Annotated in this window: 7 protein-coding genes and 1 pseudogene; 2 read left to right on the forward strand and 6 right to left on the reverse strand. The window is 63.5% G+C overall.

Annotated elements, in window-relative coordinates; genetic code table 11:
- Nucleotides 1-62: 62 nt before the first annotated feature.
- Nucleotides 63-1,526 (forward strand): arginine-ornithine antiporter, encoded by a 1,464-nt coding sequence (gene arcD / locus AB4Y43_RS36380; protein ID WP_342947552.1) that lies wholly within the window; start codon nucleotides 63-65, stop codon nucleotides 1,524-1,526.
- A gap of 183 nt (nucleotides 1,527-1,709) precedes the next feature.
- On the opposite strand, the gene fghA is transcribed toward arcD, so the two are convergent.
- From fghA to frmR, 4 genes are read right to left on the reverse strand one after another with little or no spacing between them, the layout of a single operon-like run.
- Entirely contained in the window at nucleotides 1,710-2,540 is an 831-nt protein-coding gene (fghA, locus tag AB4Y43_RS36385) for an S-formylglutathione hydrolase (protein ID WP_368729993.1), read from the reverse strand.
- A gap of 7 nt (nucleotides 2,541-2,547) precedes the next feature.
- On the reverse strand, nucleotides 2,548-2,838 hold the full coding sequence (locus tag AB4Y43_RS36390) for a hypothetical protein (protein ID WP_368605264.1): 291 nt from the start codon (nucleotides 2,836-2,838) through the stop codon (nucleotides 2,548-2,550).
- 22 nt (nucleotides 2,839-2,860) lie between these two features.
- A complete protein-coding gene (locus tag AB4Y43_RS36395; RefSeq protein ID WP_368729994.1) occupies nucleotides 2,861-3,970 on the reverse strand; it encodes an S-(hydroxymethyl)glutathione dehydrogenase/class III alcohol dehydrogenase in 1,110 nt (369 codons plus the stop codon).
- Between the two features lie 58 nt (nucleotides 3,971-4,028).
- Nucleotides 4,029-4,301 carry a formaldehyde-responsive transcriptional repressor FrmR gene (frmR, locus tag AB4Y43_RS36400; protein WP_368729995.1) on the reverse strand — a complete coding sequence of 91 codons (273 nt, stop codon included), beginning with the start codon at nucleotides 4,299-4,301 and terminating at the stop codon, nucleotides 4,029-4,031.
- Nucleotides 4,302-4,545: 244 nt separating this feature from the next.
- Here frmR and AB4Y43_RS36405 point away from each other — a divergent pair, with 244 nt between their 5' ends.
- Nucleotides 4,546-5,169, forward strand: a complete 624-nt coding sequence (locus AB4Y43_RS36405) for a hypothetical protein (RefSeq protein WP_368729996.1) — start codon at nucleotides 4,546-4,548, stop codon at nucleotides 5,167-5,169.
- 76 nt (nucleotides 5,170-5,245) lie between these two features.
- Here the strand turns inward: AB4Y43_RS36405 and AB4Y43_RS36410 are convergent, their stop codons facing one another.
- Together AB4Y43_RS36410 and AB4Y43_RS36415 are read right to left on the reverse strand one after the other, a co-directional pair.
- Entirely contained in the window at nucleotides 5,246-7,108 is a 1,863-nt protein-coding gene (locus AB4Y43_RS36410; RefSeq protein WP_368729997.1) for a PAS domain S-box protein, read from the reverse strand.
- Nucleotides 7,108-7,437: pseudogene (locus AB4Y43_RS36415) on the reverse strand (sugar ABC transporter substrate-binding protein); the annotation flags it as partial. The pseudogene AB4Y43_RS36415 and the gene AB4Y43_RS36410, both read right to left, overlap by 1 nt.

The following is a 7,437-nucleotide window of genomic DNA, read 5'->3' on the forward strand; positions in this document are numbered from 1 at the left end:
CCAACATTGATTTCGCAATGGAGCCGGATACGCCGACCTGACACTGCGAAGACGGAGCGGATATGAGCGACGCCACCCACGGGTTCGATGCCGCTGGGGAACACAGGGAGACAAACGGGCTGCGACTGGGTGCGCTCGTTGCCCTCGTCGTGGGCTCGATGATCGGCGGCGGCATCTTTTCGTTGCCGCAGAATATGGCCGCTTCCGCGGGTGTGGGCGCCGTACTGATTGGCTGGGTCATTACGGCCTTCGGCATGCTGGCCCTCGCGCTCGTATTTCAGACACTCGCCAACCGCAAGCCGAATCTCGATGGCGGCGTCTACGCATACGCCAAGGCCGGATTCGGCAATTACATGGGCTTCGCCTCGGCCTGGGGCTACTGGATCAGCGCGTGGCTCGGCAACGTCGGGTACTACGTGCTGTTATTCAGTACGCTCGGGTATTTCTTCCCTGTATTCGGCGAAGGCAATACGTTACCCGCAATCGCCTGCTCCTCGGTGCTGCTGTGGAGCGTGCATTTTCTGGTGCTGCGGGGCATCAAGGAAGCGAGTTTCATCAATCAGTTCACGACGATTGCGAAGATCGTTCCACTCGTCCTGTTCATTCTGATCTGCCTCCTCGCGTTTCGGCTGGATGTCTTCTCGGCCGATATCTGGGCGCGCTCGAATCCGGCGCTGGGCGGTGTGCTGGATCAGGTCCGAAACATGATGCTCGTCACGGTCTGGGTGTTCGTCGGCATCGAGGGGGCGACCGTTTTCTCGGCACGTGCCGCGGATCGCAAGAGCGTCGGCAAGGCCACGGTGATCGGATTTTTCGTCGTGCTTCTCGTGCTGGTGCTCGTCAATGTGCTGGCGCTCGGCATCATGACGCAGCGTCAACTCGCGGGGCTGAAGAATCCCTCGATGGCAGGCGTGCTTGAACACGTTATCGGACATTGGGGCGTGGTGCTGGTGAGCGTGGGGCTTGCCATTTCGTTGGCCGGCGCGCTGCTTTCGTGGGTCATGCTGTGTGCGGAGATTCTGTTTTCGGCCGCGCGCGACCGCACGATGCCCGCGTTCCTGCGCAAGGAAAACGCGAGACAGGTGCCGGCCAACGCGTTATGGCTGACCAACGGCATGGTGCAGCTGTTTCTGCTCATCACGCTGGTGTCGAAGGGCACGTATCTCTCGCTCATCTATCTCGCCACCTCGATGATTCTCGTGCCTTACTTCTGGTCGGCGACGTACGCGCTGCTGCTTGCCATTCGCGGCGAGACTTACGAGTTGTCGCGACCGGAACGCCGCAGGGATTTGGTGATTGCTGCGGTTTCCGTGCTCTACGCTGTCTGGCTGCTTTATGCGGGCGGCGTGAAATACCTTCTCCTTTCGTCGCTGCTTTATGCGCCGAGCGTCGTCTTGTTCGCCAAGGCGCGGCGCGAGGCCGGGGAAAACGTGTTTACGCATCTGGAGAAATTCGTATTCGCGGCCGTGCTCGTTGCCGCGATCGTGGCAGGCTACGGCTTGTATCGCGGGCTGCTGAGCCTTTGATTGGGCCGCCGATAGTCGAAAGGGACGCTTATACCAGCAGACACCATAGCGCGAGGAGCGGAGTGGCGCCCGAGCGCATGGCGTGCAGGCTGTTGGGCGGATTGCGAGCAGCGAAACCCGAGTTGCAAGTCATAGGAAAGCGCGCCCGTCCGCCGAAACCAGCGAACGGGCGCGCGGCACGTTTCAAGCCAGCGCTTTGGCGTGAAAGGCCATATGCTCGCCGATAAAGCTGGCGATGAAGTAATAGCTATGGTCGTAGCCTTCACGAACGTTGAGCGTCAACGGTTGTCCCGCCTTTGCGCAGGCAGCCTTCAGCAATTCCGGCCGTAGCTGCGTATTGAGGAATTCGTCGCCGCCGCCTTGTTCGACGAGTAGCGGCAAGCGTTCGCGCGCGCTGCCGACCAACGCCACGGCGTCATACTGCTTCCACGCCTCGCGGTCATCGCCGAGGTAGGCGGTGAGCGCTTTTTCGCCCCACGGCACCTGGCTCGGCGCGACGATCGGCGAGAATGCGGATACGCTGCGATAGCGGCCCGGATTGCGCAGTGCAACCACCAGCGCGCCGTGCCCGCCCATCGAATGCCCGCTGATCGAGCGCGCCTCGCTCGCCGCAAAACCCGCCTCGACGAGGGCGGGCAATTCGGAGACCACGTAGTCGTACATGCGGAAATGCTTCGCCCACGGTTCCCGCGTGGCGTTCACGTAGAAGCCCGCGCCCTGGCCGAGGTCGTAGTCGGGCGAATCGGGCACATCGCTGCCACGCGGACTGGTGTCCGGCGCGACGACGATGATCCTGTGCTCCGCCGCGTAGCGTTGCACGCCCGCCTTGGTGATGAAATTCTGTTCCGTGCAGGTCAGGCCCGAAAGCCAGTACAACACGGGACATTTCTGCCCGTGTATGGCAGCCTCGGGCAGATAGATGCCAAACTTCATGTCGCCGCCAACGGTGGAAGAGGCGTGCTTCCAGACCTCCTGGCTGCCGCCGTGGCTGAAGTGTCGTTCAATGCGCTCCATAAGCGTTTCAGGCCTCCCGGTAAGTGCCTTTGGCTTTCGCAGCCTGAGTGGAGAGAATGTCCATGAGCGCGGGGCTCAGACAACCGTACGGCTCGAGGCCCTTGTCGCGCAGCGTCTGGCGCACGTCGGCCATGGCCGAAGGCGGTGTGCCGCTCTCGATGATCGAGGACACGAAGGCTGCGAAGCCAGGGCCGTCCCAGCCCGCGTCTTTCGACGGGCAGCGCAGCGTGCCGCCCGCGAAGCTTTCGGCGCCTTTCTGGATGCCGCGGTCAACCGTGGGGTGAATGGCCGAGGCCATGGTCTGTCTCCTTCCTTGCGTGTCAGTAGTGCACGACGGTCCGGATCGATTTGCCCTCGTGCATCAAGTCGAACGCTTCGTTGATGCCCGAGAGCGGCTTCGTGTGGGTGACGAACGGCGCGAGCTGGATCTTGCCCGCCATCGCGTCTTCGACCATGCCCGGCAGTTGCGAGCGTCCTTTCACGCCGCCGAATGCCGTGCCCATCCAGCGGCGGCCGGTCACGAGCTGGAACGGGCGCGTGGAGATTTCCTGACCCGCGCCGGCCACGCCGATGACGACCGACTGGCCCCAGCCACGATGCGCGCATTCGAGCGCCGCGCGCATCACGTTGACGTTGCCGATACATTCGAAACTGTGATCCACGCCCCAGCCCGTCATGTCGACGATCACCTGCTGGATGGGCTTCTCGTGATCCTTGGGGTTTACGCAGTCGGTGGCGCCAAAGGCGCGCGCCAGATCGAACTTGCCCGGATTGGTGTCGATGGCGATGATGCGGCCGGCCTTGGCGAGCTTCGCGCCCTGGATCACAGCAAGTCCGATGCCGCCCAGGCCGAACACGGCGACGCTATCGCCCTCCTGCACCTTGGCGGTGTTCTTCACCGCGCCCAGACCCGTGGTCACGCCGCAGCCCAGCAGGCACACCTGCTCGGGATTGGCTTGCGGGTTGATTTTGGCGAGAGAGACTTCGGCCACCACGGTGTACTCGCTGAACGTGGAGCAGCCCATGTAGTGATAGAGCGGCTGGCCGTTGTAGCTGAAACGGCTCGTGCCATCGGGCATCACGCCCTTGCCCTGGGTCGCGCGCACGGAAACGCACAGATTGGTCTTGCCGCTCTTGCAGAACAGACACTCGCCGCATTCGGCGGTGTAGAGCGGGATGACGTGATCGCCGGGCTTCACGCTGGTCACGCCCTCACCCACTTCCACGACGATCCCGGCGCCCTCGTGGCCGAGCACGACGGGGAAGAGGCCTTCCGGGTCGTCGCCGGAGAGCGTGAAGGCATCGGTATGACAAACGCCGGTATGCGTGATCTTGACCAGCACCTCGCCCTTGCGGGGCGGTTCGACGTCGATCTCGACGATCTCGAGGGGCTTGCCCGGCCCAAACGCAACTGCAGCACGCGATTTCATAGTAGTCCTGTAAAAAAAGAAGGTCGGCCGAATCGGCGCGGGAAAATCCCGCGGTGAGCTAGCGTAAATAGGTTCGAACGAGGGTCACGACATCGTCGATCGATCCCGGGGACTCCGCTGATTCCGCAAGATGGGTAAATTCTTCGCGCAGGTGGCTTTCGAGCACACCGGCCATCACGCCGTTGATCGCGCCGCGAATCGCCGCCAGTTGCTGGAGCACCGGCGCGCAATCGGCGCCTTCCTCCAGCGCGCGCTCGAGCGCGTCCAGCTGGCCGCGAACCTTGCGCACGCGCGTGAGCACGCGCTTCTTTTCTTCGGGGGAATGGGGCATGACGGCATCGATTGAAGATACTGTGGGGCAGTATAGGCGAATACTGGCAGGGAGTATACGTTTGCATCGATGTTGCCAACGTGATGCCAGGTGAATATCGGGGCTGTTCCCACAGGGCATGCGGCGCATAATGAGCCCGTGATGCGCAGTTTCGAGGACCTCGTGCCTTACCTGCTGTATCTGCGACCATCGACATTCGTGAGGAATTTTCTCCGAGCATTGCGCTGCGCGCAAAGGAGCAGGGGTGAACCGCACGCAGGGACGCTTCGTCGAATTATGGTCGTGCAGCGGGGGCGCGCGCGCCGAGGCCGTCTATGCCGATCTCGCGCGCCGTTATGGCGAGGCGGGGCGGCACTACCACACGCTGCGCCACGTGCACCGCTGCCTGCGCGATTTCGACCGGGCGCGCGAGGCGATTGCGCATGGCAATCTCGTGGAGCTTGCGCTGTGGTGCCACGACGTGATCTATGTTCCGGGCGCTCAGGACAATGAGGAGCGCAGCGCGCAGTGGCTGCGGCGCTGCGCAGACGATCGCATCGCGGCTTGCGAGCGCATTTGCGAAGCGATTCTCGCGACCCGGCATACCCGCGCGCCGGATGAACTGGATGCGCGCTTCGCGTGCGACATCGATCTCGCGTCACTGGGCGCACCGCGCCGCCAGTTTCAGGACAACGGCATGCGCCTGAGAGCCGAACGCCCGGACCTGGACGACCACGCCTACGCCATGCACGAGCGGCGGATGCTGGAGACGCTGCTCGCGCGCCCGCGCATCTACCTGACCGATTACTTTCATTCGCATTGCGAGGCCGCGGCACGCGCCAATCTCGCGTGGCGGCTGGCACAGCCGACGCCGGGCGCCGGGACATGAGGCCAGGTTGGCAAATCAGGGAAACGACCATCAGGATTTCGCATCTAGCGAAAAGCGCCAGGCAGACGAGGCATGACTAGCGGAGTTCGCTATCGGCGGGCAGCGCTCGACTGACGTTTTCCGTCGTCTCGTTGAACACGATGCGAACCGTCGATCCCGGCCCGTCCCGGCTTTCGATATGAAACTGCGCGCCGATCATCCGTGCGCGCTCCTGCATGCCTTGCAGTCCATACGAATCCCCACGGATCGCCTTCGCCACGTCGAACCCGTTGCCGTCGTCATGGACCTCGAGTTCGAAGTGGTTATGGATGCAACGCAGGACGACCTCGGCATGCGAGGCCTGCGCGTGGCGGCTGACATTGGTGAGCGCCTCCTGGACGATGCGGAACACCGCCGTCGCGCGGTCGTCGCTCAATGAAGGTTCGCGGCCTTCGAGCAGGAACGTGCAGACCGTTGCGTTGTGTCGGGTGAAGTCCTGAACGAGCCATTCGAGTGCCGACAGGAGCCCGAAATTCAGCGCGGCCGGTCGCAGGTGACTCGCGACGTTGCGCACGATGTCGATGGTGCGTTCAGCCAGCCCGCCGATGTCGCCTACCTTTTGTTGCCACTCGGCGCCCTGGCTCAGCGCAAGCTTGAGCAAGGAGACATTGATCTTGATCGCGGTGAGCAACTGGCCCAGTTCGTCGTGGATCGTCATGGCGATCTGCCGCCGCTCCTCTTCGCGGATCGACTCCTGGTGGGACGAAAGCTGGCGCAACTGTTCGCGCGAATGGCGAAGCAGCTGCTCGGTTCGCGTGCGCTCGCGCACTTCTTCCTCGAGCTGATCGCGATGGCGCGTGAGGATCTCCATCGCCTGCTTGCGGCCCGAGATATCGGTCAACTGTCCTTCGAGGCATTGGGGGGCCGCGCCGTCGTAGCGTATGCCGCGGGCATTGAGCTGACACCAGACCGCGGTGCCGTCGGCGCGAGTCAGCTCGATTTCCAGGCCCGCGATCTTGCCGGTCAATTGCAGCATCGCGAAGAGTTGGGCCGTTTTCCCGCTGGAAAACGGCTGGGGCTTGGCATGAACTGCGCTCGCGTCGTCGCGTGGCGCCGTGATCATGCCTTGCACGTCGCGGTAGCCGAGCAACTGGGCCATCGCGGGATTGGCGTCGCACAGTTTGCCATTGCGATCGAGCACGAAGAATCCTTCGAGTGAATTCTCGATGATGCTCCGGTACTTGCGCTCGCTCTCCCTGAGCGATGCCGTCGAGTCGCGCAGCCGCTCCGCCATCACGTTGACACGCGCGGCCAGCCGGCCCAGTTCGACACTGGATTCGATGGCGCAGCGGCTGTCCAGATCACCTGACGCGATGCGGTCGACCATTTCTTCCAGGCGCCGGATGGGCTCGCGCACGAGGTGTTTGAGGAGCAGAAAGGTCGTGACGTACACCACGGCGAGCACGAGCGCGAGCGTTCCCAGCACCGCCGCGCGCGCGGCCTCGAAACCCCGGTCGGCGGCGGCCCGCGTCAGGACCACGCGGACCTCGCCGATCTTTTCGGGCGGCGCATTGCCGGGTGGCGTGAATTCTATCGGCCGCACGCGAACCACGCGCGCCTGCGGGTCGGGCATCGGCGCATTGCTCGCGTCGGCCAGCACGCCATAGTTGGTCGCGGTCACGGTGAAGCTCACCACCTCCGGATTCGGTTTGAGCACATTCAGTTGCCGTGTGATCGCGTCGCGATCGACATTCCAGAGCGGCTGCGCGAGCGACTGGCTGAGGAGATCGGCAATGCGGTTCGCACGTTCGTCGAGTTCCGCGATCCGGCCTTCGCGCGCATGCTCGAGCAGGAAGAACGCCGACGTGCCCGCCACCAGCGTACAGAGCACCAGCAGCGAGAGCATGAGCTGCGCATGCAGGCTGCGTGGGAAGCGGGCACGCAACAGGGTTTGCAGCATTACGCGGCCTTTGAAGCGGAATCGAGCAGGGTGTCGAGATCGAACGTGTAGGCGCCCACACGCCGGCTTTGCACGCGCGAGAAACGGCTGAAGTCGGGAGACGTGCGGCCTTGAAAGGCAATCTCGGCGTAACGCCTGGCGTCGCTGCTGTCGAGCACCTTCAGATAGTCGAGCCGCTGACGCGGTCCGCCCACTTGCGCAAAGTCCGCGCCGTAGTGGTAGTCGTGAATGAGGACCAGCGCGCATGCGCCGATGAACTGGTCGCCTGCAACGATCGCGGCCAGGTCGCCGCGAATGACCGAAGCCACGGCTTCGGGCAGCGCACCGAG

The sequence above is a fragment of the Paraburkholderia sp. BR10872 genome (assembly GCF_040965835.1).
Classification (GTDB): Bacteria; Pseudomonadota; Gammaproteobacteria; order Burkholderiales; family Burkholderiaceae; genus Paraburkholderia; species Paraburkholderia nodosa_A.

What these genes read in the sequence shown, in the direction of transcription:
- arcD (WP_342947552.1), top strand. Translation starts at nt 63, where the DNA reads ATGAGCGACGCCACCCACGGGTTCGATGCCGCTGGGGAACACAGGGAG.
- fghA (WP_368729993.1), bottom strand. Translation starts at nt 2,540, where the DNA reads ATGGAGCGCATTGAACGACACTTCAGCCACGGCGGCAGCCAGGAGGTC.
- AB4Y43_RS36390 (WP_368605264.1), bottom strand. Translation starts at nt 2,838, where the DNA reads ATGGCCTCGGCCATTCACCCCACGGTTGACCGCGGCATCCAGAAAGGC.
- AB4Y43_RS36395 (WP_368729994.1), bottom strand. Translation starts at nt 3,970, where the DNA reads ATGAAATCGCGTGCTGCAGTTGCGTTTGGGCCGGGCAAGCCCCTCGAG.
- frmR (WP_368729995.1), bottom strand. Translation starts at nt 4,301, where the DNA reads ATGCCCCATTCCCCCGAAGAAAAGAAGCGCGTGCTCACGCGCGTGCGC.
- AB4Y43_RS36410 (WP_368729997.1), bottom strand. Translation starts at nt 7,108, where the DNA reads ATGCTGCAAACCCTGTTGCGTGCCCGCTTCCCACGCAGCCTGCATGCG.